At 70.6% G+C, this 22850-nt stretch carries 18 protein-coding genes; 10 read left to right on the top strand and 8 right to left on the bottom strand.

Annotated elements, in window-relative coordinates:
• Window positions 1–94 precede the first annotated feature (94 nt).
• The 5 genes from ABE488_RS03395 to ABE488_RS03415 all read right to left on the bottom strand — a co-directional run bounded on the left by ABE488_RS03395 (window position 95) and on the right by ABE488_RS03415 (window position 6712).
• Window positions 95–3376 carry an ankyrin repeat domain-containing protein gene (locus tag ABE488_RS03395; RefSeq protein ID WP_346447171.1) on the bottom strand — a complete coding sequence of 1094 codons (3282 nt, stop codon included), beginning with the start codon at window positions 3374–3376 and terminating at the stop codon, window positions 95–97.
• Window positions 3369–3641 (bottom strand): YcgL domain-containing protein, encoded by a 273-nt coding sequence (locus ABE488_RS03400; RefSeq protein WP_346444255.1) that lies wholly within the window; start codon window positions 3639–3641, stop codon window positions 3369–3371. The genes ABE488_RS03395 and ABE488_RS03400 overlap by 8 nt, the downstream gene beginning before the upstream one ends.
• A 76-nt stretch (window positions 3642–3717) precedes the next feature.
• Window positions 3718–4731, bottom strand: a complete 1014-nt coding sequence (cydB, locus tag ABE488_RS03405; protein WP_346444254.1) for a cytochrome d ubiquinol oxidase subunit II — start codon at window positions 4729–4731, stop codon at window positions 3718–3720.
• Window positions 4731–6128, bottom strand: a complete 1398-nt coding sequence (locus tag ABE488_RS03410) for a cytochrome ubiquinol oxidase subunit I (RefSeq protein WP_346447172.1) — start codon at window positions 6126–6128, stop codon at window positions 4731–4733. The genes cydB and ABE488_RS03410 overlap by 1 nt, the downstream gene beginning before the upstream one ends.
• 353 nt (window positions 6129–6481) lie before the next feature.
• Window positions 6482–6712 (bottom strand): hypothetical protein, encoded by a 231-nt coding sequence (locus ABE488_RS03415; protein WP_346444252.1) that lies wholly within the window; start codon window positions 6710–6712, stop codon window positions 6482–6484.
• A gap of 212 nt (window positions 6713–6924) precedes the next feature.
• Between ABE488_RS03415 and ABE488_RS03420 the strand changes: the two genes are divergently transcribed.
• The 5 genes from ABE488_RS03420 (at window position 6925) to ABE488_RS03440 (ending at window position 11778) form a co-directional block, all read left to right on the top strand.
• A complete protein-coding gene (locus ABE488_RS03420; protein ID WP_346447173.1) occupies window positions 6925–7170 on the top strand; it encodes a hypothetical protein in 246 nt (81 codons plus the stop codon).
• A gap of 106 nt (window positions 7171–7276) precedes the next feature.
• Complete coding sequence (locus tag ABE488_RS03425) at window positions 7277–9646, top strand: S9 family peptidase (protein ID WP_346447174.1); 2370 nt, start codon at window positions 7277–7279, stop codon at window positions 9644–9646.
• Window positions 9643–10131, top strand: coding sequence for a PH domain-containing protein (locus ABE488_RS03430; protein WP_346447175.1), 489 nt, complete (start codon window positions 9643–9645; stop codon window positions 10129–10131). Before ABE488_RS03425 ends, ABE488_RS03430 begins: the two co-directional genes overlap by 4 nt.
• A gap of 44 nt (window positions 10132–10175) precedes the next feature.
• Window positions 10176–11090: an oxygen-dependent coproporphyrinogen oxidase gene (hemF, locus tag ABE488_RS03435; protein ID WP_346444248.1), complete on the top strand. Its 915-nt coding sequence runs from the start codon at window positions 10176–10178 to the stop codon at window positions 11088–11090.
• A gap of 4 nt (window positions 11091–11094) precedes the next feature.
• Window positions 11095–11778: an RluA family pseudouridine synthase gene (locus ABE488_RS03440; protein ID WP_346447176.1), complete on the top strand. Its 684-nt coding sequence runs from the start codon at window positions 11095–11097 to the stop codon at window positions 11776–11778.
• 1027 nt (window positions 11779–12805) lie between these two features.
• Here the strand turns inward: ABE488_RS03440 and polA are convergent.
• Entirely contained in the window at window positions 12806–15532 is a 2727-nt protein-coding gene (polA, locus tag ABE488_RS03445; protein ID WP_346447177.1) for a DNA polymerase I, read from the bottom strand.
• Window positions 15533–15755: 223 nt separating this feature from the next.
• Here polA and ABE488_RS03450 point away from each other — a divergent pair, with 223 nt between their 5' ends.
• From ABE488_RS03450 to ABE488_RS03465, 4 genes are all read left to right on the top strand, one after another.
• The gene (locus ABE488_RS03450; RefSeq protein WP_346447178.1) at window positions 15756–16541 is read left to right on the top strand and encodes a DUF3667 domain-containing protein; all 786 of its coding nucleotides are present in this window, start codon (window positions 15756–15758) and stop codon (window positions 16539–16541) included.
• Window positions 16542–16573: 32 nt separating this feature from the next.
• On the top strand, window positions 16574–18238 hold the full coding sequence (locus tag ABE488_RS03455) for a TPM domain-containing protein (RefSeq protein WP_346444244.1): 1665 nt from the start codon (window positions 16574–16576) through the stop codon (window positions 18236–18238).
• 70 nt (window positions 18239–18308) lie between these two features.
• Entirely contained in the window at window positions 18309–18602 is a 294-nt protein-coding gene (locus ABE488_RS03460; RefSeq protein ID WP_346447179.1) for a DUF2782 domain-containing protein, read from the top strand.
• A gap of 7 nt (window positions 18603–18609) precedes the next feature.
• Complete coding sequence (locus tag ABE488_RS03465; protein WP_346447180.1) at window positions 18610–19650, top strand: oxidoreductase; 1041 nt, start codon at window positions 18610–18612, stop codon at window positions 19648–19650.
• 121 nt (window positions 19651–19771) lie between these two features.
• Here ABE488_RS03465 and ABE488_RS03470 read toward each other — a convergent pair whose 3' ends face one another.
• On the bottom strand, window positions 19772–21841 hold the full coding sequence (locus ABE488_RS03470) for a S46 family peptidase (RefSeq protein ID WP_346444241.1): 2070 nt from the start codon (window positions 21839–21841) through the stop codon (window positions 19772–19774).
• Window positions 21842–22025: 184 nt separating this feature from the next.
• Between ABE488_RS03470 and ABE488_RS03475 the strand changes: the two genes are divergently transcribed.
• Entirely contained in the window at window positions 22026–22271 is a 246-nt protein-coding gene (locus ABE488_RS03475) for a hypothetical protein (RefSeq protein WP_346444240.1), read from the top strand.
• Between the two features lie 44 nt (window positions 22272–22315).
• Here ABE488_RS03475 and ABE488_RS03480 read toward each other — a convergent pair whose 3' ends face one another.
• Window positions 22316–22762, bottom strand: a complete 447-nt coding sequence (locus tag ABE488_RS03480) for a universal stress protein (RefSeq protein ID WP_346444239.1) — start codon at window positions 22760–22762, stop codon at window positions 22316–22318.
• Between the last annotated feature and the right edge of the window lie 88 nt (window positions 22763–22850).

The raw sequence follows: 22850 nt of genomic DNA on the forward strand, positions 1-22850 counted from the left end.
CACGCCTGCGAACCATGATTGCGTCCTGCATTGATGGGCGGCCATCATGCCCCCCTGAACAGGCGGGCGCAACGCAGATACCTTCGAACGCGGCTCAGCGCTCGCGCAGGAATCGCGCCATCGACACGCCGTCCTGTGCCGACACCGGCGTGAACTCCGCCGCGACGTCGACGAAGCCACGCATCACCGCGATCTCCCGCGGCGTGCGATTGAGCGTGTCGCGCAGGTCCGGATCGGCCCCGGCGCGCAGCAGGCGCCGGGCCAGGCGCAGTTGCCCGTGCAGGCCGGTCAGGTGCAGCGGCCCGAAACCGCGCGGGTCTTGCGCGTCAAGCGACACGCCCTCATCGAGCAGGTGTTCCATCGCCGCCAGCACGACATCCTCGTCGCACGCGGTGCCGGGTTCGGCGCGCGCACCGAGCAGCAGCAACAACGGCGTCACCCCACCGGCCGCCGGCGCGTCGATCTGGGCACCGGCCAGCAGCAGCGTGTCGAACAGCGCCAGCAGGCGCGTGCGATCGCGCGAGGTGAAGCCATACAGCGCCCCGCAATGCAGCGGCGTCAATCCCTGGGCATCGGTGGCGTGGATGTCGGCGCCGGCCGTGAGCAGGCGCTCGGCCAGGTCCGGCAGGCCGAGCGCGGCGGCCAGCATCAGCACGCTGACCTCGCCGGGCAGGCGCTGGTCGAGCGGCGCCCCGGCGGCGAGCAGACGATCGACGACCGCGGCATGGCGCATGCTGACCGCCGCCGACAGCGCCGTCGCACCTGAGCTTGCCGCGCAGGTCGTGTCGGCACCGCGCGCGAGCAACAGGTCGACGACCGCCAGATGCCCGCCCCCGGCCGCGCGCAGCAGCGCGGTGCAGGCCTGCGCGTCGGGCGTGTCGATATCGAAGCCAAGATCGAGCAGCCGGCGGACGGCCTCGGCGTCGCCGGCCGAGGCCGCCTGCGGTAGATCGGTGGCCGCGAGCGCGCGACGCGGGAGCGCCCAGCCCTGCCAGTCCAGCCAATCGGCGAGGTCGCGCCGGCCGGCCGACAGCGCGACGCCCAGCGGCGTCTGTCCATCGGCGGCCCGCGCCGACGGCGATGCGCCATGCCGCACCAGCGCCTTGAGCGCGCCCTCGCGGCCGAGCGCCGCCGCCAGATGCAAGGCGGTCATGCCGCGAGAATCGCGCGCATCGGGATCGACACCCAATCCGGCCAGGCGCTCGACCAGCCGCGGCCATCCCAGCCGGACGGCCAGCGCCAGCGGCGGATCGCCCTGCGGCGACGCGGCGAACGGATCGGCGCCGCGCGCCAGTAGCTCCAGCGACAACCCTTCGAACGCGCGCGCCGCATGGTCGCCCTCGACGCAGGCGGCCAGATAGGCCGCCAGGCCGCCCGCACCGGCAGGCGACGCGCCATGGCGCAGCAATGCCTGCAGCACCGGCAGTGCGTCCGGCGCGCGGGCGAGCAGCGCGGTCAGAGGTGTCCGGCCGTCCGCATCGCGCACGTTGGGGTCGGCGCCATGGGCAAGCAGCCACTCCACCTGCTCGAGCGACGGCGGCGACGCCGGGTCGGCCAGCAGACTGCCCAGTTCGGCGGGACCGACCAGCCGCAACAGGTCGCCCAGTTGCGCCTGCCGGCCTTCGCTCAGCCCGGCGCGCAACAGCAACAGCGGCGCACGGTCGCCGGCGGTGTCGTCGCCGTCCATGTCGAGATTGACCGGCAGCGGATAGCTGGAATCGAGCAGACGGACCAGCGACCAGCGCCCGGCCTCGGCTGCACGGTCGACGGCGCGCTTGCCGTCGCCGTCGACCACATCGGCCGGGACGCCCAGCGCGAGCAGGCGCTGGACCAGCGCCGGCGACGCAGGCTCGGCCGCGCAGGCGAGCATGATCGCGTTGCGCCCGGCGATGTCGACCGCCGCAACGTCCGCGTCCGCGGCAAGCAGCGCGTCGAGCGCGGCCAGGCTGCCACCGCGTGCGGCATCGAGCAGCGGCGTGCGGCCATCGTTGTCGCGCGCACGCACGTCGGCGCCGGCCGCCAGCAGGGCCGCTAGGATCTCGACGTGGCCGTGCGAGGCAGCCACGTGCAGCGCGCTGCGACGTTGGCGATCGCGCGCATCGACCCGGCCCTTGTGGCGGATCAGCAACTGCACGCCGGCCGCATCGTCCTCGTCCCCGCCCGACGCTGCCAGCAGTGCCGGCGTGGCGCCTTCGACTTCGGGCCGGGCGCCGTGCTCAAGCAGGAATTTCGCCAACCGCCAGTTGCCCGCGGCGCAGGCCACGCCGAGCGGGGTCAGCGCCTCGTGGTTGGTGACGTCGAGCTCGGCTGACGCATCGCGCAACAGGGCGACCACGCCCGGGTCGGAACTGCGCGCGGCCAGGTGCAGCGGCGTATTGCCCTCATGGTCGGTCACGCGTGGATCGGCGCCATTGGCGAGCAGGGTCATCACCGCATCGGGGCGGCCATGCCAGCTGTCCCGCGTGGCCGCCAGCAACGGGGTCATGCCGGCATGCGCGGCGTTGACGTCGACGCCGCGCGCAATGAGTTCGCGCAGCAGCCGCAGATCCGGCAACACCGCCGCCAGCACGGCAAGGCTGCGCTGGTCCCGCGTCTCGGGCGAAGGTAACGCGCGCACGTCGGCGCCAGCCTCGATCAACGCCAACGCGCGCTCGACCCGGCCCGCGCGCGCCGCGGCATACAGCGCCACTTCGGGATCGGCGTCGACCGGCTCGTCGAACAGCGCGGCGGCCGGGTCGCCGGGCATGTCCACCACCGGCATCGGCAGCGCCTGCGGCGGAGCGAGCCGCTGCAGGCCGACGTGCAACAGCCACCACGCCAGCGCAGCGGCCACGGCCAGGCCGACCCGCACACCCGGCGCCAGCGTCGGCAGCCAGGCCGGTGCAAGTGCGATCGCGAGCGCCGCAGTCACCGCAGCGGCGACCGCGATCCCACGCGCGGCGCCGATGTCCTGGTCGGCCAGCGCCCGCCAGTGCGCGCGCAGGTCGCCGCCGTCGCGTTCGATCGCGTGCCACAACGGCCAGGTCCGCCAGACGCCGACCATCACCAGGCCGACCGCGACGCTCAGCCCGAGCGCACCCCCCAGATCGCCGCCGCGGCGCAGCGCGGCCAACGGCCAGGCCGCGAGCAGCGCGCCGGCCGCGGCCGCGCTCGCCCAGACGATCGCCAGCGCACGGACATCCGGCCAGGGCGAACCATCGGTGCCGCCACGCGCGCGCGCGGCCAGCGCGAAGGCCGGCTGCGCCAGCACGCCGGCAATCGCCGCCGGCACGCCACCCAGCAGCGTGCACGCGGCCAGTCCGAGCGCCACGGCCAGCGCGATCAAAAACCGTCGCGGCGGGGCCGTTGGCGCGTGGCGACGCAAGTGCTCAGGCATCTCCGCTCCAGTCATCGGTCAGCGGATCGGCCACCGAGCGTGGCGGCATCTGCAGGTGGAAGCCCTGCGACTGCAGGTTGCCGCGCACCTGCGCCGGGTTTTCGCGGGCAAGCCGACGCTCGGACGTCAGCGCCACCTCGAGTACGAACACCAGCGCGCCGAGCTCGGCGCGCAGCGGATCGGGCAGGACGTCGAACGCGTCCCTGGTGGCGAGGTACACGTAGGTGTCCGCCTTGCGCTGACTTTTGTAAACGTAGGCGTGCATGTGCGCAGAATCGGCGATATGCGCCGAATTGTGCGGCAAAAGGACCGCCTTGGGTATCGCGTGGCCTGCGTCGCGTTCAGTGATAACCCGCGTCGGCCTGCACCTTGCCGCGGAACACCCGGTACGACCACGCGGTGTAGCCCAGGATCAGCGGCAGCAGGACCACCAGCCCGCCCAGCACGAACATCTGCGACGACGGCGGCGATGCCGCTTCCCAGATACTCAGCGACGGCGGCACGATGTTCGGCCAGATGCCCAGCACAAGGCCCGCGAATCCCAGCACGAAGAACGCCAGCGTCAGCAGGAACGGGCGCGCATCGCGACCCTCGCGCATCGCCGCCCGCCAAAGCCAGAGCACGTTGAGCAGCGCCAGCAGCGGCACCGGCGAGAGCCACCAGAAGTTCCCGCCCTCGAACCAGCGCGCCATGATCCGCGAATCGAGGAACGGCAGCCAGGCGCTGACCAGCCCCATGAAGGCGGCCACAACCAGCACCAAGGGCCGGGTCAGCGTGCGCGCGATCGACTGCAGCCGGCCCTCTGTCTTGAGGATCAGCCAACTGCTGCCCAGCAATGCGTAGCCAAACACCACCGCCACGCCGGTCAGCATCGAGAACGGGCTGAACCAGTCGAGCGCGCCGCCGGCGTACTTGCCGGCCTCCAGCGGCATGCCCTCGACCAGCGCGCCGAGGATCACCCCTTGCGCGAACGCAGCCAGCAGCGAGCCGAGTGCGAACGCCGCCCCCCAGAACCGCTTGCCGCGCCGGGCCTTGAAGCGGAACTCGAACGCCACCCCGCGGAACACCAGGGCGATCAGCATCAGCAGCACCGGCAGGTACAGCGCCGAGAGCACGATCGCGTAGGCACGCGGGAACGCCGCCAGCAGCCCCGCGCCGCCCAGCACCAGCCAGGTCTCGTTGCCGTCCCAGATCGGGGCGGCGGTGCTCATCATGTGGTCGAGCTGCGCCTCGTCCTCGGCGAACGGCGCCAGTACCCCCAGCCCCAACACGAAGCCATCGAGCAGCACATACATCAAGACGCCGAAGCCGATCACGCCGAACCAGACCACCGGCAGCACGGTCGCAAGCTCCATCAGTCCTCCCCCACCGGGCCGTCCGCCGCCGAGATCGGCCGCATCGGCGTGCGCTCGCCGGCATCGCGATCCGGACCGTCGTCGAACGGCTGCGGCCCCTTGCGGATCATCTTCAGGATGTAGCCGCCACCCGCGCCGAACACCACCGCGTAGGCGATCGCGAACGCCGACAGCGACACGATGACGCTGGCACGATCGATGTCGCTGACCGCCTCACTGGTACGCATCAACCCTTGGATCACCCACGGCTGGCGGCCGATCTCGACCACGAACCAGCCCGCCAGCACCGCGACGAAACCGCTGGGCGCCATCAATCGCCAGGCATCGAGCAGCCAGCGCGAGCGCAGCAGGGTGCGCCGACGCCATGCCCACAGCGACACCGCCGTCAGCGCCAGCATCGCCATGCCGATGCCCACCATGACCCGGAAGGCATAGAACACCGGCGCTACCGGCGGCCGGTCTTCGGGCGGCACAGCGGTCAGCGGCGCGATGGTCCCATCCCAGCTGTGGGTCAGGATCACGCTGCCCAGGCGCGGGATGGCGATCTCGTAGTCGTTGCGCTCTTCGTCGACGTTGGGCACCGCGAACAGCACCAGCGGCACGCCCGCCCCGGACGCGCCCTCATGCCAATGCGCCTCCATCGCCGCGAGCTTCACCGGCTGGACCTCGCCCGTCTTCAGGCCATGCAGGTCGCCGGCCACGATCTGCAGCGGCACGGTGATCGCAGCGAACACGATCGAGAGCTTCAACATCCGCGTGCCCGCCTCGACATGCTCGCCGCGCCGCAGATACCACGCCGCGACGCCGCCGACGACGAAGCAGGTGGTGATGAAGGCCGCCAGCACCATGTGCGCCAGGCGGTACGGGAACGAGGGATTGAAGATGACCGCCATCCAGTCGGCGGGATGGAAGACCCCGTCGACGAGGTCGTAGCCGGCCGGCGTATGCAGCCAACTGTTGGCCGACAGGATCCAGAACGTCGAGATCAGCGTGCCCACGGCCACCAGGCAGGTCGCCAGGAAATGCAGCCGCTCCGAGACCCGCCCCCAGCCGAACAGCATCACGCCCAGGAAGCTCGCTTCCAGGAAGAACGCAGTCAGCACCTCGTAGCTGAGCAGCGGCCCGAGGATGCTGCCGGCCGCGATGCTCAGCGCCGACCAGTTGGTGCCGAACTGGAAGCTCATGACGATGCCCGACACCACTCCCATGCCGAACGACACTGCGAAGATCCGCAGCCAGAAGAAGTACAGATCCCGCCATACCGCCTCGCGCGTGCGCAGCCAGCGCCACTCCAGGAACGCCAGCCAGCTCGACAGGCCGATCGTGAAGGCGGGGAACAGCACATGGAAGGAGATCACGAATCCGAACTGGATCCGAGACAGCAGCAGCGTGTCCAACGCCGACGCTCCTTGCAACGGTCGGTGCATGAGTGTGCGCGAGCTGCCGTGAAACCGGGATGCGGCCGATCGTCGCCCCGAGCGACGGGCATGCAGCTTCGTCCGGCGCCTGCCCACGCTTCGCGCGCGTTCGCTGTTCGGCGCCATGCCCAGGCCGACATTGGGTTGCCGCCCAGATTGAGCGACCGGCGCAATCGGGCCAGGCTGGCCGCGGCGAGCGGGCCGACGCACGACCACGCTGCGTTCCCCCCCGCAGGAGAGAACGCCCGTGTCCGACCTGTCCGTCAATGCCTCCGCTCCGGGTCTCGATCCGGCAGCATCCTCGCAAAACTGGGCCGCCGACAAGGCCGAGATCATCGCCTCGCTGCCACCGTGGGGCGGTGCCCGAGGAGGTCGGCGACCTCATCCGGATCGCCGATGGTGCGAACGCGCAGCGCAAGACGATGGACGTCATCACCGACGGCGGCAAGTTCAAGAGGTTGGATAAGGATCAGGACCTGTCGGTGGACGACATCAAGTCCAGCGCGCACCCCGGCGCCGGCGGCGAGGGCTGGCTGCAGGTCACCACCCAGCAGGGCGATCACTACGCGCTTCCCGAAGCGAAGGCGCCGGGCGCATACGCGGTGGCCGAGCACCACGACCTGAATCAGGCATCGGGCAGCGAACGCATCGACGAGCGAACATCTTCACGTCGCGGGCGAAGAGCAAGGCGATCAATCGCGAGCAGTACGACTGGTTCCACCAACTGGCCAACGATGGCGTCGCGAAGGGCGACTGGGCGGTCAAGTACGACTGGGTGCGCACCACGCTGGCCGATTTCAAGGATGCCAAAGAGACCGTCGGGAACTACTGGGACCTCCGGGACGCGAAGTGGGGAGGCCGCAAGAGCCCGGAGGACGTGAGCATCTTCGAGCATCGCCGATCCGAGTTCGGTGAGTTCCGCAGTCGCTGGGAGGACAACCGGCAGCCCACCACCTCTATCTCGTATCTCGACGCCGACAAGCATAAGGAAGACATGAAGCGCGCCAAGGACGCGGCCTGATCCGGCGCTGCGCGCCCGCGCACAGGCACCATGACCTTCGCCAGAGCGGTCATGGGGCGCGCGCCGGTACACTGCGGCCTCCTTTCCGCTCCACGGATCGCTGCCGATGCGTCGTCTGCCGCTGTACTGGGTGCTCGCCTGCGCCTTCGCCACCCCGCTCGCTGCCGCGCAACCCGCGCAGCCGCTGACCCTGGACCGGATCATGGCCGATCCGGACTGGATCGGCGCGCCGGTCGAATCGGCCTGGTGGAGCTGGGACGGCAGCCGCGCCTACTACACCGCCAAGCGCGAAGGCAGCAACGTGCGCGACACCTGGGTGCAGCCGCTTGCCGGCGGCGCCTCGGTGCCGGTGGACGATGCGACGCGTGCCGACATCGACGGGCGCGATCCGCTCCTCGATGCGACCCGCACGCGCATGGCCTTCGTCCGCAATGGCGATCTGTTCGTGCGCGACCTGCGCACCGGCCAGCTGAGCCAGATCACCCGCACCGAAGCGACCGAGACGCAGGCGCAGTGGACCACCGGCGGCGGCCTCGTGTGGCGGTCGGGCGACGACTGGTACGGCTGGGACCCGCAACGCGGCACCGCGCAGCTGACCAGCCTCAAGGCCGAGGCCGACCCGGCCAAGCCGCCGCCGGCCGACGCCTTGCGCGAGCGGCAGTTGCGCATGATCGAGACCCTGCGCACCGAGCGCGAGCGCCGCGACGGCCTGCGCGCACAGAACGAGCGCTGGCGCCAGGCCGATGCCACGCGCGCGCCCGGCGCGGTGTATCTGGGCAAGGACGTGAGCATCGCCGGCAGTGCGCTGTCCCCGACCGGCGATCGACTGATCGTGGTCACCGCGCCCAAGGACGGCGACGAAGGCCGCGACGGCAAGATGCCCAAGTACGTCACCGAATCGGGCTACGAGGAATTCGAGGACGTGCGCACCCGCGTGGGTCGCAATGACCCGCTGCCGCACCGGCTGTGGCTGGTGGAACTGGCCACCGGGCGCGTGCGCGAGCTCGAGACCGGCACGCTGCCGGGCATCGGCACCGATCCGCTCGCCGATCTGCGCCGGGCCGCCGGCAAGGACCCGCTGCAGGGCAACCGCCCGGTGCGCTTGGAAATCGATGGCCGCGGCGGCGGCGGCGGCGCGATCCGCTGGAGCGACGACGGCCGCAACGTCGCGCTGTCGATCCATTCGGTCGACAACAAGGACCGCTGGCTGGCGACCGTCGACCTGGAGAACGCGACGCTGCGCAGCCGCCACCGGCTGACCGACCCGGCGTGGATCAACTGGGATTTCAACGAGTTCGGCTGGCTGCCCGACCACCGCACGCTGTGGTTCCTGTCCGAGGAATCGGGCTACTCGCATCTCTACCTGCACGACGGCACGCGCCAGCGTGCGCTGACCTCCGGCCGCTGGGAGGTCTCCTCGCCGGTGATGTCGCATGACGGCAGCCGCTTCTTCTTCCTGTGCAACCAGCAGTGGCCGGGCCGTTACGAGGTCTGCATGTCCGGCGACGGCGGCGTGCGCGAGATCACCGCCACCGGCGGCATCGAGGACTTCGTGCTCTCGCCCGACGAGACCCGCCTGCTGCTGCGCACCTCGTCGAGCTACCTGCCGCCGCAACTGGCGGTCGCCGACGTCAACGACGGCGCGGTGCGGGTGCTCACCGACACCCGCACCGCCGAGTTCAAGGCCCATGACTGGCTGCAGCCGCAGTACGTGCAGGTCCCGTCCAAGCACGGCGCCGGCACGGTCTGGGGCAAGTTCTACGGTCCGAAGGACTACGACCCGGGCCGCAAGTATCCGGTGGTGCTGTTCGTGCACGGGGCCGGCTACCTGCAGAACGTCAGCGACCGCTACCCGAACTACTTCCGCGAGCAGATGTTCCACAACATGCTCGTGCAGCAGGGCTACCTGGTCCTCGACCTCGACTTTCGCGCTTCGGCCGGCTATGGCCGCGACTGGCGCACCGCGATCTACCGGCAGATGGGCCACCCGGAGCTGGAGGACTATCTCGACGGCATCGACTGGCTGGTCGAGCACCACCAGGCCGACCGCGATCGCGTGGGCATTTACGGCGGCAGCTACGGCGGCTTCATGACATTCATGGCGCTGATGCGCGAACCGGGCCGCTTCAAGGCCGGCGCGGCGCTGCGCCCGGTCGCCGACTGGTCGCAGTACAACCATGACTACACCGCCAACATCCTCAACACGCCCGAGATCGATCCGGAGGCGTACCTCAAGTCCTCGCCGATCGAGTACGCCGACCGCCTGCAGGACCACCTGCTGATCGCCCACGGCATGATCGACGACAACGTGTTCTACAAGGACTCGGTGATGATGGCCCAGCGCCTGATCGAGCTGCGCAAGGACAAGTGGGAGCTGGCGAGCTACCCGCTCGAGCGGCACGCCTACCAGCACCCGGCCTCGTGGTACGACCAGTACCGCCGCATCTACGAGCTGTTCGAACGCACGCTCAAGTGACATCCGCGCCGCTGCCGGCGGTCGAACTGCTGCGACCGGCGCCGTGGAAACGGCTGGCACTGCTGGCCGTGTCGCTGGCGCTGGTCGGGCTGGCGGTCGCGGTGGGCGGCCGCCAGCCCGCGGTCGCCTGGTCCCTGGGCGGGGTGTTCGGGGCCTGCGCGTTGCTGGCGCTGGCCGGCCTGCTGCCCGGCGCCCACCATCTGCGGCTCGACCGCGACGGGCTCGAAGTGCGTGCGCTGTTCAGGACCACGCGCCTGGCCTGGACCGACATCGCCCGATTCGGCACCACACGGGTCGGCCTGCACCCGGTCGTCGGGCTGGACTTCGCCGCGCACGTCGATCGCGGCGCGCGGCTGCGGCGGGTCAACCGCGGCCTGAGCGGCTTCCATGGCGCCCTGCCCGATACCTATGGCCTGGGCGCCGAGGCGCTCGCGGCCCGGCTGCAGCAGTGGCACCGGGCCTACGCGTCGACCGCCGGGGATTGACCCGGATCAATGCCGACCGGGGCGACGCACCTACAATGCCCCGGATGAACGACACTTTCGAAACGGTCCGGGACTACCTCACCGGGCTGCAGGACCGCATCTGCGCCGCGATCGAGCAGGCCGACGGCCAGGCCCGGTTCGCCGAGGACCTGTGGCAACGCGCCGAAGGCGGTGGCGGCAGGACCCGCGTGCTGCGCGATGGCGCGGTGTTCGAGCAGGCCGGCATCGGCTTCTCAGACGTCAGCGGCACCCGGCTGCCGCCCTCGGCCAGCACCCACCGGCCGGAACTGGCCGGCGCGTCGTGGCGTGCCACCGGCGTGTCGCTGGTGTTCCACCCGCGCAACCCGCACCTGCCCACGACCCACGCCAACGTGCGCCACTTCCGCGCGATGCGCGACGGCGAAGTGGTGGCCTGGTGGTTCGGTGGCGGGTTCGACCTGACCCCGTTCTACCCGGTCGACGAGGACATCGCGCACTGGCACCGGACTGCGCGGGCGCTGTGCGAGCCGTTCGGCGGACAGGCGCGCTACGAGGCCCACAAGCGCTGGTGCGACCAGTACTTCTTTCTCGGCCACCGCGCCGAGACGCGTGGCGTGGGCGGGCTGTTCTTCGACGACCAACACGGCGATTTCGAGCACGAGTTCGCCTATATGCGGGCCGTCGGCGACGGCTTTCTCGATGCGTATCTGCCGATCGTCGCGCGACGCCGCGACACCCCGTACGGCGAGCGCGAGCGGGAGTTCCAGCTCTATCGCCGCGGCCGCTACGTCGAGTTCAACCTGGTCTACGATCGCGGCACGCTGTTCGGGCTGCAGTCGGGCGGACGCGCCGAATCGATCCTGATGAGCCTGCCGCCGCGCGTGCGCTGGGAGTACGGCTACACGCCCGAGGCCGACAGCGCGGAGGCGCGGCTGGCCGACTACCTGCGCCCGCGCGACTGGCTCGCCGAACTGGCCTGATCCCATGGCGACCGCAGCCCTCGACATCGCCCATCCCGACGTGGTGCCCGATTGCCTGCGCCAGCTCTACGGCGACGACTGCGTCCTGGCCTTCGACAAGCCCGCTGGGCTGCTGTCGGTGCCCGGCCGCGGGCCGGACAAGCAGGACAGCATGGCCACCCGCGCCCGCGCGCAATGGCGGGACGCCCGGGTCGTGCACCGGCTGGACATGGCGACCTCCGGCCTGATGCTGCTGGCCCGCGGCGCAGACGCCCAGCGCGCGCTGGGCGCGGCGTTCGAGCGACGCCGGGTCGAAAAGCGCTACATCGCGGTCGTCGACGGCTGGCCGGCCGAGGAGGACGGCGAGATCGACCTGCCGCTGCTGGTCGACTGGCCGGAGCGGCCCAGGCAGAAGATCGATCCGGTCGACGGCAAGCCTGCGCTGACGCGCTGGCGGGTGCTGCGCCGCGAAACCGCCGCCGACGGCGCACCGGTCGCCCGCGTGGCGCTGATGCCGGTGACCGGCCGCAGCCACCAGTTGCGCGTTCATCTGCAGGCGATCGGCCATCCGATCCTGGGCGATCCGCTGTACGCGCCCGAGCCTGCACAGCGCCGCGCCCCGCGTCTGCTGCTGCACGCCGAATCGCTCGAACTGCCCCACCCCGCCACCGGCGCACCGCTGCGCCTGCATTGCCCGACGCCGTTCTAGAAGAACAGGGGTGATCGAGGATTGCACCGGATTGAAAGACCGCTGCGTCCAGCGCATTGCGAACCGCTATCTCCGCGAGCGACGGACATGAACGGGGGTCTTCTCCAAAATCAGGAATATCTTCTTCTAATCGCGCGATCTGCAGTTCTCTCCGGAGCGCGCGTCGCGCAGGCCGGGGACTGCTCCCCGGCTCGGTCAGCCCGCTCCGCGGTCCGGCCCGGCGAAGCACGCCGGTCGTTCGTGCGGGCTGCGCGGCGTGCCGCGCAAGCAGCCCACTCTCACCCATGGCTGACTCGCCGCCGCGGACCATCCATGGCCCGCTATCGCAATCCCCGACCCGCACGACGCACTGAGGCTGACAGTGCTCGACTTCTTCCAGCGGGCGACACCGCGCCTACCGAAGTCCAGTTGCAATCGTCCGCAGCAGCGGCCTGCCAGCCGGTGGCCGCGCCGAGCGCGCCATGGGTGAGCCCGCTCTGCCTGCGCGGCATGCCGCGCGAGCGGGCGAACGCCCGGCGCGCTGCGCCGGGCCGGACCGATCCGCGCAGCGGAGCGCGCGCGCCCGAGTCAAGGCAGGGTGAGCATGGATGGCGTGCGCGGCATTGCCGCGCATCCAGGTGAACGCCACGCGTGCTTCGCGTGGCCGGACCGCGAAGCGGCCTTGACCGAGGGAAGAGCGGCTTCCGGCTGGCAGGCCGCTGCCCATCCGGAGTAAAGCGGTCGAACACGGCAGACGGACATAAAAAAGCCCCGTAGGCAGGGGGGGCCTACGGGGCTCGGGAACCGGGCTCGGGGAGAAGCCTGTTGGTTCCGGTCGATCACTCCAGGGGAAGGGAGAGATCTGCGACAGACCTTGCATCTGTCGCGAGTATGAGACCACCCGACGCATTGATGGTTCGTGAAGGCGACATTCAATTTTCGGGCAAATTCAGGCTGCATTTACCCCGCTCAATCGCGCAGTTCGCGGGGGTATCGCGGCGCGCGCGGGCAGACCCTCACCACGGCGCCCGCCCGACCTGCCGCGACGTCAGTGCGCCTGGTCCCAGTTGTCGCCGACCCCGCAATCCACCACCAGCGGCACCCGCAGTTCGGCGGCCCCGGTCATCCTCGGCACCACGCCGGCCAGCAAGGACTCGACGAAGTCCGCATCGGCCTCGAACACCAGTTCGTCGTGCACCTGCAAAATCATCTTGGCCTGCGCGGCATGGCCCGCCAGCCAGTCGTCGACGGCGACCATCGCGCGCTTGATGATGTCGGCCGCGGTGCCCTGCATCGGCGCGTTGATCGCGGCGCGCTCGGCGCCCGCGCGCTGCGAGGCGTTGCCGCGCTGGATGAAGTCCAGCGTCAGGCGGCGCCCGCACACCGTCTCGACGAAGCCGGTCTCGCGCGCCTGCTGGCGGGTTCGCTCCATGAAGTCGCGCACGCCCGGATAGCGCGAGAAGTACAGCGCGATGTAGTCCTGGGCCTCGCCGCGGCCGACGCCGAGATTGCGCGCCAGGCCGAACGCGCTCATGCCGTACATCAGCCCGAAGTTGATCGCCTTGGCGGCGCGGCGCTCGTTCGCGGTGACCTGGTCGAGCGGCCGGCCGAAGACCTCGGCCGCGGTCGCGCGGTGCACGTCGACCCCGGTCTCGAACGCGCCGATCAGGCCCGGATCCTCGGACAGGTGCGCCATGATCCGCAGCTCGATCTGCGAGTAGTCGCACGCGACCAGCCGGCGACCCGCCGGTGCGACGAAAGCACGACGGATGCGGCGGCCGTCGTCGGTGCGGATCGGAATGTTCTGCAGGTTGGGATCGGAGGACGACAACCGTCCGGTCGCCGCACCGGCCTGGTGGTAGCTGGTGTGCACACGGCCGGTGTCGGGATTGATCATCTCCGGCAACTTGTCGACATAGGTGCCGCGCAACTTGGCCAGGCTGCGGTACTCGAGGATCACCCGCGGCAGCTCGTGCTGATCGGCGATCGCCGCCAGGGCCTCTTCGTTGGCGCTGGGCTGGCCCTTGGGCGTCTTGACGACGGCCGGCAACCCCAGTTCTTCGAACAGCAGCGCGCAGACCTGTTTGGGCGAGTCGAGATTGAACGTGCGCCCGGCCAGTTCGGTCGCCTTCTGCTGCGCGGCGAGCATGCGCTTGGACAGGTCCGCGCTCTGCTGGCGCAGTTCGTCGACGTCGATGCACACGCCGTTGGCCTCGATCCGGGCCAGCACCGGCACCAGCGGCATCTCGATCTCGCGATACACCCGCGCCAGGCCCGGCTCGGCCTCGACCCGCGGCTTGAGCACCCGATGCAGACGCAGCGTGATGTCGGCATCCTCCGCGGCGTAGCGGGTCGCATCGTCGATGGCGACCTGCGAGAACGAGATCTGCTTGGCGCCTTTGCCGGCGACGTCCTCGAAGCGGATCGTGTCCATGCCCAGATGCCGCTTGGCCAGCGAGTCCATGTCGTGCCGGGCAATGCCGGCATCGAGCACAAAGCTCTCGAGCAGGGTGTCGTCCGCGTAGCCGCGCAGCGCGACCCCGTGCCGGCGCAGCACATGCAGGTCGTACTTGCCGTGCTGGCCCAGCTTGCGCCGCGTCGGGTCCTCGAGCACGGGCCGCAATGCCTCGAGCACCTGGCTGCGATCGAGCTGGGCGGGCGCGCCCGGATAGTCGTGCCCGAGCGGAATGTAGGCCGCCCGACCCGGCTCGACCGCCACGCTCAAGCCGACCAGGTTGGAACGCATCGCATCGAGCGCGTCGGTCTCGGTGTCGAACGCGAACTCCTCGGCAGCGCGCAACTGGGCGATCCAGGCCTCGAGACGCTCGGTCGTGAGCACGGTCTCGTACTCGCCCGGCGCCGACAGTGCCGGGTCGACCTCGACCGGAGGCGCCGGCGCGGTCGTCGCGGCGGCCGCGGCCGGACCGCCGCCTTCGAGCTCGCGCAGCGCCTGGGTGAAGCCGTAGCGGGCATAGAGCCCGCGCAGCGCATCGGCGGCGGGTTGGCGCAACACGAGGGTCTGGGGCCCACCGTCGAGCGGCACGTCGGTGCGGATCGTCGCCAGCGTGCGACTGAGCGGCAACTGGTCCAGCACCTCGCGCAGGTTCTCGCCGATCTTGCCCTTGATGTTGCCCGCGGCCGCGATCACGCCGTCGAGCGACTCGTACTCGGCCAGCCATTTGGCCGCGGTCTTCGGCCCGCACTTGGGCACGCCGGGGATGTTGTCGATGCTGTCGCCCATCAGCGCAAGCATGTCGACGATCTGGTCGGGGCGGACGCCGAACTTGTCATGCACCGCCGCCTCGCTGTCCATGCGGCTGCCGCTCATGGTGTTGACCAGCGTGATGCCCGGGCGCACCAGCTGCGCGAAGTCCTTGTCGCCGGTCGAAATCGTGGTCGCGATGCCGGCCTCGGCGGCCTGCACGGCGAGTGTGCCGATCACATCGTCCGCTTCGACGCCGGGCACGCGCAGGATCGGGAAGCCCAGCGCCTCGACGATGTCGCACATCGGATCGACCTGCGCGCGCAGGTCATCGGGCATCGGTGGGCGGTTGGCCTTGTAGGCGGCATAGAGATCGTCGCGGAAGGTGCGCCCCGGCGCATCGACCACAAAGGCCGCGTAGTCGGGCGCCTCCTTGAGCGTGGCGCGCAGCATGTTGACCACGCCAAACAGCGCGCCGGTCGGCTCGCCATCGGCATTGGACAGCGGTGGGAGCGCGTGGAAGGCGCGGTACAGGTACGAGGACCCGTCGATCAGAATCAGCCGTTTCGTCATCCGCAGATTCTACGGCGTCGACCGTGGGCGCCGCGTTCGACCCCATCCGCCGGGCCGGGGCGTTCACCCTCCAGACCCCGCCGGGTGCACCGACATGACGGAATCCGAACGCTGTGTCGCGATAATCGCCCCCTGCCAAGGGGGTCTGGATGTCCATCGCCTGCCATGGCCGGCCTGCGGGGCGGCCGCTCGCCCAACGTGCGCCGCGGCCGGAGGCCGCGCGGTGAGCACGTCCGATCGCGAGGGACCGCCGACGGCGGACTGGCCCGCCCGCGACGCCTGCCGCAACTGCGGCGCGGCCCGCGGTGGCGCGCCGTATTGCGGCCAGTGCGGCCAGAAGGCCGCCCATCGCCTGGGCCTGGGCGACCTGCGCCAGGAGACCTGGCAGAAGTGGCGCCTGTTCGAGTGGTCGGTCGCACGCACCGCCGGGCGCCTGCTGCTGCGTCCGGGCACCGTCGCCCGCGAATACGTCGAGGGCGCACGCAGCCGCCACGTGCATCCACTCAAGCTGCTGCTGGTGAGCGTGGCACTGTTGCTGCTGGTGCTCGACACCACGGGCTTCCTGCGCGCGGGCGACCAGACCTACCTGGGCGCGATGGCGATGATGCAGCACTACGCCAACTGGACGTTCACCCTGGGCATCTTCGCCGTCGTCGCCAGCTCGCTGCTGGTGTTCGGGCGTCGCCGCTACAACGCCGTCGAACATCTGGTGCTGGCAGCCTATGCGTACGCGGTGATCATCGGCCTGAATCTGGTCAACCAACTGCCGCTGCTGGTCATCCGCGACCCGGCGCTGGTGCTGCCCTGGCGCGAGGCCGCCAAGTGGTACATGTACGCGGTCAAGGTCGTCGTGCTGGCGCTCGCATTCCACCAGTTCTTCGAGCTCGATCTGCGCCGCGATGCCTGGCGCCTGGCCCTGGCGCTGGCGGTGTTCGTCGCCGTCGACTGGCTACTGCGCCGCGCCTACGTCCACGCCATCGTCGCGCTGCTGTACGCGCGCGCCGCCTGATCTTCCCCGACCGACTGCCAGAGGAAAGGCCCATGTCCCGACGCCCCCTGCACCGCCTGGTCCGCCCGTTGCCGGCCGCCTTGCCGCTGGCCTTGCTGCTCGCCGCCTGCGGCGAGCGCGCTGCGGCGCCCGCCGCACCCACCGCCGCGTCCGGCACAGCAGCGCCCAGCCGCGCCGAACTCGTCGAACAGCTCGCCTCGACGCTGCAGGCCTGCTCCTACGACGGCCGCCCCGAACGTCTGGACCCGACGACGCTGACCGGCACGCCGCCGGCCGATTGCCGCAGCATGGTCGAACGCGTCATGGGCTATACCGGCCTGCCGCAGAACTTCGTGGTCACCGAAGGCCCGGTCGCCAACGCCGCGGCGGTGATCCTGCTCGACGAACAGCGGGTCCCGCAGCGGGTGATCGCCTTCAACCGGGATTTTCTCGGCGAGGTCCGTGCGGCGACCAACGGCAACCCCTGGGCGCCGGTGAGCATCATGGCGCACGAGATCGGCCACCACCTGTCCGGGCACACGATCACCGGCACCGGCAGCCAGCCGCCGATCGAACTGGAGGCCGACAAGTTCAGCGGCTTCGTGCTGCAGCGCATGGGCGCCAGCCTCGCCGATGCCAAGAGCGCGATGCAGTCGCTCGGCGCCGATCACGTGACCGCGACCCATCCGGCCCGCAACGACCGGCTGGCGGCGATCCAGGATGGCTGGATGGAGGCCTGCACCCAGGCCGGGCAGACCGGCTGCCAGGCCGGTGCGGGGACCGGCACTGCGCCGCCGCAGGCGCCACCCCCGGCCCGCAGCGCCACCGTCCACCTGCCTGCGCCATCGGCGACAACAATCCCGCTCAAGTACGGCCGTTTCGTCGTCGACGAGACCGGGCGGCTCGACCCCGGGCTGCTCAAGGGCCTGGAGGCCACGCTTTACGACCTGGCACAGAAGCAGGGCATCGAGCTCGCGCTGCTGGTCGTCGACGACCTGCACGGCATGAGTGCGCAGGACTACGCCTGGACGATGCTGCGCCAGCTGCGCATCGGCAAGCTGGACCTGGGCAATGGCGGCGTGTTCGTCGTTGCGCCCAACCAGGGCACCTCGGCGGTCGCCTACGCGCCCGGCGTGGCCAAGCAACTCGAGTTCGGCAATCCGCCCAAGCAGTTCGACAGCTGGACGGCCGAGACCTGGCAGCGTTACTGCCTGGACGACGACGGCTGCGGCATCTCGACCCGGAGCCTGCTCAACATCGTCGAATCCCAGGTCCGGGTGCTCACCAGCAGCGGCCGGACCTTCCGGATCCGCTTCAATGACATCCAGGAGATCGTCGACTACACCGCCGAGCGTCAGGCCGAGCGCGCGGCCGGACGGCCGTGGGACGACGACCGCGACCAGATCATCGGCGCACTGGTGCGCTTCAGCGCAACGGTCAAGGAACTGCAGCCGGCACCGGCGCAGTTCAAGGTCAACGAGGCGATCCTCAAGGATGGCCGCTGGCGCGCCCTGGTAGTGGAAACCGAAGAAGGCAACGAGGTCACGCTGTACATGCAGCCGCAGACCGAGCAGCTGATGCCCGGTGGCCGGCTGGAGGCCGGACGGCGTTACACCTTCGTCGGCGAACTGACCACGCCCGGCCAGTTCCACAGCGGCGCGGGCGTGCAGCAGGGCAATACACAGTTGTGGCTCTTCAGCTACGACCCCTTGCAGTAGCCCGCTGGTGCGCGCACGGCGGTTGCACGCCGTGCGCGCATAATGGCGGTCCGCCCGCTGGAGATCCGCCATGTCCGCCTTTCGTACTGCTGTGCTCGCGATCGCGTTGCTGGGGTTGTCCGCCTGTGTCAGTCCGGGCGCATCGCTGCCCGACGGCATCCCGGCCGATGCCGAGCAGGTGACCCGGACCGAATCCAACGGCGACCGCATCACCGAGTTCCGCGTCGCCGGTCAGTTGCGCGCGGTGCAGGTGGTGCCCTCGCGCGGCCCGGCGTACTTCCTCTACGACCGCGACGGTGACGGCAGCATCGACAGCGACCGCGACGACGTCCCGCAGACCTACTTCAAGCTGTTCGGCTGGTAAGCCTGCGATGGGCGATGCGCTGCAGGTCGCGCTGGTCGGGTACGGCCTTGCCGGCCGGGTGTTCCACGCGCCGCTGATCGCCGCCACATCCGGCCTGCGGTTGCACACCGTGGTCTCGCGCGACCCGGCGCGCGTGCACGCCGACCATCCCGATGCGCGCGTGTGCACCGATCCGCACGAGGCATTCGCCGACCCGGCGATCGACCTGGTCGTGCTGGCCTCGCCCAACGTCACGCATGCCCCCTTGGCGATCGCCGCGCTCGCCGCCGGCCGTCACGTCGTGATCGACAAACCGATGGCGGTCGATCTGGCCGAGGCGCGGACCGTCGCCGAGGCGGCACGCGCGTCCGGTCGTGTGCTCAGCGTGTTCCACAACCGACGCTGGGATGCCGACTTCCTCGCGCTGCGCGCACTCGTCGCGGCGGGCACGCTCGGTCGCATCGCCGAGGTCCATTCGCATTTCGACCGCTTCCGGCCCGACGTGCCCGACCGCTGGCGCGACCGTGCCGGGCCGGGCGCGGGGCTTTGGCTCGATCTGGGGCCCCATCTGATCGACCAGGCCCTGCAGCTGTTCGGCCTGCCCGACGCGGTGCAGGCCGATATCGCGCTGCAGCGCACCGATGCGCAGGTCGACGACTGGTTCCATGTCGTGCTGCGCTACGGTCAGATGCGCGTCGTGCTGCACGCCGGCGCGCTGGTGCCGGGCGCCGGCCTGCGCTTCGCGGTGCACGGCACCGGCGGCAGTTGGTTCAAGCACGGGCTGGACCCGCAGGAGGCCGCGTTACGTGCCGGCCAGCGTCCGGGCGGGCCGGACTGGGGCATCGACCCCACGCCCGGCCGCCTGCTGCGCGTCGGCGAAGACGGCGCCGTCCACGAAGCGCCCTCACCCACGCCGGCCGGCGACTATCGCCATTACTACGCCGGCCTGCGTGCGGCGATCGCAGACGGCGCCCCCCCGCCGGTTGCACCGGACGAGGCGCTCGATGTCATGCGGGTGCTGCAGGCCGGCATCGACAGCGCCGCGCGCGGGCAGGTCGTGGCGCTGTAGCGACGGCGCGCTGGCTGCGGCGCGAGGCCGCGAGTCGTCGTGCACGGGGTGATCGTATCTACGGCTGAACATGCGCACGGCGCCCCGGTCTGCGAGGCGTCGTGCGTGCAGCAGCGGCCGGTTACTTGTGCAGCAGTTCGTCCACCAGCGGATCGGCGCCGTACACCGACTTCAGCGCCTCGACGATCGCGCCGCTGTGGACCGACACCGTGCGGTTGCGCGTCGGGTCGTACCAGAAGCTGCCGCCGAGCGAGTGGATATTGCCGTCGAACGCCAGGCCGACGACCTGCGCATCGCGGTTGATGACCGGGCTGCCGGAGTTGCCGCCGATGATGTCGTTGGTGCTGACGAAGTTGAAGCGCGTGTCGCCGGCGATCCGGGCCTGCGCGTCCAGCCAGCGCTGCGGCAACGCATACGGCGCCGCCCCGGTGTTGCGGGCGAACACACCGGCCATCGTCGTGAACGGCGTGATCGCCTTGCCGTTCTCTTCCCAACCGGCGATATCGCCGTACGACAGCCGCAGCGTGAACGTCGCATCCGGATAGACAGTGGTGCCGAGCTTGTCGAAGCGCACCTTGGCGATCTGCGTGGCCGCACGCGACTCGATCGCACCCACCTCCGCTTCCTGGCGCTGGCGCACCGCGCGCGCCGGCGCATCGACTGCGCGTGCGAGCCGGATGAAGGGGTCGTCGGACGCCGCGATCGCCGCGGCGCCGCCCGTCCACAATCGCTCACGCTCGGCGACATCGTCCAGCGTCGAGCCTTCGACCAGGGCTTGGGCCACCTGCGCCGGCGAGCGGTTCCCGAGTACCGACTTGACCAGCGGGTCGTCGGTGCCGAGCAGTTCGCGCAGCTTGGTCAGCGACCAGGTGAGTTTGGCGGTCTCGAACGCCGGGTAGACAGGCGCCGCGCTCAGCAGCGTCTGGCGCAGGCGTCCCTGGCCGGCGTCCTGGAACTCCGGCAGCCGTGCGTCGTTGGGCTTGGCGCGCTCGTCGGCGCCACGCACCAGCGTGCGTGCGATCGAGAACAGCCGCGAATCGAAGCCCCGTCCCTGTTCGAGCAGCATGTAGGGCACGGCGATCTGGCGCGCGGTGGCCTGCGCGGCCTCGACCTCGCGCCAGGGCGCATCATCGACGCCTTCGCGCAGGCGCACTTCCTCAGCGCGCTTGGCGGCGAACACCTGCGGGTCGAGCAGCGCCTGCAACTGCCCCCGGTAAACCTTGTAGCTGTTGTCGGTGAAGGTCAGATCCGACTGCGCCTGGCGCGCGGCTTCTTCGTCGAGCCGGCCATACTCGCCGAGCATCGCGCGGCGCTCGGCCAACCACAGCAGGGTGTTGATCAGGCTGACATCGCGCACCGTCTCCAACTGGGCCACGGTGAGCTGGCGCTGGGTGCGGCCCGGATGGCCGGTGACCATCACCAGTTCGCCGGCCTGCGCGCCTTCGGGCTTGAGCGTGAAGTGATGCTCGACCGTCGCCGGCTTGCCATCCTCGTAAGCGCGCAGCAGCGCAGCGTCGAGGTTGTAGCGCGGGAAATTGAAGTTGTCCGGGTCGCCGCCGAAGAACCCGACCGCGTACTCGGGCGAGAACACCAACCGCACGTCCGAATAGCGGTGGTAGCGGTAGAGGTGCTGCTGGCCGCCGTTGTAGAGCTCCACGACATCGCAGCGCGTGGTGTCGGCCGCATCGCCGACGCATTCCGATTCGATCCGTGCCTTCTCGGCGTTGCGCGCGTCGACATAGGCCTGGCCCTGCTTGCCCTCGGCGGCCGTGGCCACGCGCGCGCTGACGTCGGTGATCGCGCGCAGCACGTTGAGCTCCTCGGCCGGGCATTGCAGCTCGTCGCCGCGGGCGTTGGCGACGAAGCCCGCGTTCTGCAGATCGCGCTGCGGCGACGACAGGCCCTGCACACAGCCGACCACGCAATGGGCGTTGGTCAGTACCAGGCCGTCGGGCGAGACGAACGAACCCGAACAACCGCCGGCCAGGCGTACGGACGATTGCATCGCGTGGTCGACCCAGGCCTGGTCGGGCGAGAAACCGTACTGCGCCTTGAGCGCATCGCGCGGCAGATTGTCGAGCGTCCACATGCCTTCTGCGGCCTGGCCGGCCAACGGCAAGGCCAGTGCAACGAGAACGGCGGCACGCGTCCGCGACAGCAGCCGCGGCGACGATGGGGTCTGGGGCGCCATGGGCGACTCTCCGGGTTGAGGTGGCCTCGCGGGCCGGACCCGTACAGCCTAGAGCCTGCCGTGTCTGCGGCGCGAGACCCGGAGGTCATGGCCGGGCGCGGAAGTTTGCGGGCCCGGCACCTTCACGTACGATGCGGCGAGCGGATGCCGCGCTGCATCCGTCGCGTCCCGAGCGAGAGTCCGCATGAGCCGATCCGAACGTCGCCGCCCGGCCCCGCCTGATCCGGCCACCCTGCGCCAGGATCTGACGCCCGAACAGGCCGCTGCGATCGCGACCCTCGAGGCGCTGGGCTGGGAACTGCGCTTCGTGCGCCGGCCCTTGTTCCGGGAACCGGTCCCGGTCGTGTTCGAGAAGGCCGGGGGGCGCTGGCTGGTGGTCGAAGGCGACGGGCAGCTCAACGAGTCGCCGGGGTTCGCGCTGCGCGAGTAGCAGCCCGTGCGTCGGCACCGCCCGCGCAGGCACAGCGGCTCAGGTCATCGCACGATCAGCACCGGCAGCTCGCTGCGCGCCACAACCGCCTGGGTCTGGCTGCCGAGCAACAGCCGGCCCAGCCCCCGGCGTCCGTGGGAGGCCATGACCACCACGTCGATGCCGCGCGCCTGCGCGGTTTCGAGGATCGCATCGGCCGGCGGCTGCTCGGCCACGAACAGCGTCGTGGCCTCGACCCCATGCCGCGATGCGGCCTGCTTCGCGGCGGCGAGCACGTCGTCGGCACGGGCCTGGGCCGCGGCGCGGTAGTCCTTGAGGAACTCATCGAAGCCGACCAGCCCGCTGGGATCGGTCAGCGCGGTGTTCCATGGCTCGGAGACGGTGACGATGGTCAGCGACGCACCGAGGCCTGCGGCGAGCGTGGCCGCGTGCTCGACACCGCGCGCGGCGAGTTCCGATCCATCGGTGGCGACAAGGATGTTGCGGTACATGGCCTGCTCCCGGGAATGACGAGGGTCGTCCCGAATATACGCCCGGCGCCCGACGGGCCGACGCGTCCGAACGTCGCAACCCGCGCGC

This window comes from Luteimonas sp. TWI662 (genome assembly GCF_039673825.1).
In the GTDB taxonomy this organism is placed as follows: Bacteria; Pseudomonadota; Gammaproteobacteria; order Xanthomonadales; family Xanthomonadaceae; genus Luteimonas.